At 50.2% G+C, this 2,616-nt stretch carries 2 protein-coding genes; both read right to left on the bottom strand.

Features of this window, described 5'->3' with window-relative positions; all coding sequences use genetic code 11:
- Window positions 1-2,250, bottom strand: a 2,250-nt coding sequence (locus J3B89_RS20875) for an efflux RND transporter permease subunit (protein ID WP_252349454.1), incomplete at its 3' end; no start/stop codon positions are given.
- Window positions 2,251-2,259: 9 nt separating this feature from the next.
- On the bottom strand, window positions 2,260-2,616 hold a 357-nt coding region (locus tag J3B89_RS20880), incomplete at its 5' end, for a permuted SH3 domain-containing protein (protein WP_491009108.1).

Raw genomic sequence — 2,616 nt, forward strand, 5'->3', positions numbered from 1 at the left:
ATCCAGTGCTACGCTTTGCTGTTTGGCTTTGGTGCGGTCGATATCCAGGTCCAGCTGCGGTACATTGACCTGGTAGCTGGAAAACACCCCGGCCAGTTCAGGCGTTGCCCAGGCTTTCATCATCACCTGCATGGTAATGTTATACAGCTCTTCATAACCATGATTGCCACGGTCCTGTATCTGCAGGCGGAAGCCACCTATAGTGCCTAACCCCATAACCGGTGGCGGTGGGAAAATAGCAATAAAGGCATCTTCAATACCGGCGAATTTCTGGTTTAACGCTGCAGCTATAGCATTACCCGACAACTCTGCTGAACTGCGTTCATCAAATTCATCCAGACCAACAAATACAATGCCGGAGTTCGGACTATTGGTAAAACCGTTAATGCTCAGCCCCGGAAACGCAATAGAGTTGGCAACACCAGGATACTCCAGCGCAATCGCTGACATCTCTTTGATCACCGCTTCGGTACGCTCCAGTGAAGCGGCATCAGGCAATTGGGCAAAGGCTACCAGATACTGTTTATCCTGGCCCGGAACATAACCGGTAGGGGTAGTAGCAAACTGCAGGCCGGTTACACCAACCAGTGCAATATACATTACGCCTACAATAGCGCCATAACGGATCACCTTTCTTACCACATAACCATAACCTCGTGATAAACGGGCAAAAAAGCGGTTAAAGGGGCCAAATAACCAGCCACCCAATAACTTATCCATACCGCGGGTTAAGGCGTCTTTTTTCTCGTTATGGCCTTTTAATAACATGGCAGCTAAAGCCGGGCTTAAGGTTAACGAGTTAATGGCCGAGATAAAGGTTGAAATAGTAATGGTCAGCGCAAACTGCTTATAAAACTGGCCGGTTAAGCCAGACATAAAGGCGGTAGGAATAAATACCGCTGCCAGTACCAGGGTGGTGGCAACGATAGGCCCGGTCACTTCTTTCATGGCTTTTTGTGTCGCGGCAAGCGGCGCTAAACCTTCGCTGATATTACGCTCAACGTTTTCTACCACCACGATGGCGTCATCTACCACGATACCGATGGCCAGTACCAGACCATATAAAGATAAAGCATTGATTGAAAAACCCAGCAGATGCATAAAGGCAAAGGTACCCACTAAGGACACCGGCACGGCTACCAGCGGAATAATAGAGGCGCGCCAGGTTTGTAAAAACAGCACCACCACCAATACCACTAACAACACCGCTTCCAGCAGGGTTTTTACCACTGCCTTAATAGAGCCACGCACAAATACAGTTGGATCGTACACGATGTCGTAAGCTAAACCCTCTGGGAACCCCTGCGATAACTCAGCCATTTTCGCCCGTACATCATCAGAAATCTGAATAGCGTTAGAGCCGGAGGCCTGGAAAATAGGAATAGCCACAGCGTCTTTATTATTCAGCAAAGAGCGCAGCGCATAAGTTGAAGCCCCCAGCTCAACCCGTGCTACATCTTTTACCCGGCTGATTTCGCCGTTAGCGCCTACCTGAATAATAATATCTTCAAACTCTTCTACCGTAGCTAAGCGGCCTTTTACGTTGATCAGCAGCTGAAAGTCGGCATCGCCGCTGGGCTGGGCGCCTAAACTACCGGCGGCCGCTTGCTGGTTTTGCTCGCGGATAGCCGCAATGATCTGCGTGGGAGATAAGCCCAAAGCCGCGACTTTGTTCGGATCTAACCACACCCGCATACTGTATTCACCAGCACCGAATAACTGTACGTTACCCACGCCCTGAATACGTGCCAGCTCATCTTTTACGTTAAGCGCAGCATAGTTAGACAAATACAGCATATCGTAACGCTGGTCCGGTGAGGTTAAATGCACCACCATGGTTAAATCCGGTGAGGATTTCTCGGTTACCACGCCCAAACGCTGTACTTCCTGCGGCAGCCGCGGCATGGCACGGTCTACCCGTGCCTGCACCTGGCTTTGCGCCAGATCTACATCGCTGCCAATGGCAAAGGTTACCGTTAATGTCATACGGCCATCAGACGTTGCCTGTGATGACATATACAGCATGTTCTCCACCCCGTTAATTTCCTGCTCCAGTGGCGAGGCCACCGTTTCGGCAATCACTTTGGGGTTAGCGCCGGGGTAGTTAGCCGTTACCACTACGGTAGGCGGCACCACTTCCGGGTATTCGGTTACAGGCAATTGCCAAACCGTTATCGCACCGACAATAAAAAACAGCAGGGAGATAACGGCGGCAAAAATGGGCCTTTTAATAAAAAATTGCGAGAACATAATGTTTCCTTAACCCCGTCCCGGCGTTTTGCCGGCGTTAACTGTTGCTGCCGTGTCGTCTGCTTTTGCCGTCAGTGCAGAGCTGGTTTCATCCAGCAGTTGTTGCTCTTTACGTAAACTGGCTATTTGCTCAGCACTTGCCATCTCTACCATTTTGGGTTCAATCTGCATATTCGGCATGACCCGCTGCAGGCCGTTAACCACAATGCGGTCTGTTGCTGTCAGCCCTTCACGCACAATGCGCAGGCCGTTTACTTTTTCACCCAGCTTTACCGCCCGGTACTCCAGTTGATTATCCGCGTTTACCACCAGCACAAATTTGTTGTTTAAATCGGTGCCAACGGCCTTTTCGTCAATCAAAATACC

The organism is Rheinheimera oceanensis (assembly GCF_018831085.1).
Classification (GTDB): domain Bacteria; phylum Pseudomonadota; class Gammaproteobacteria; order Enterobacterales; family Alteromonadaceae; genus Alishewanella; species Alishewanella oceanensis.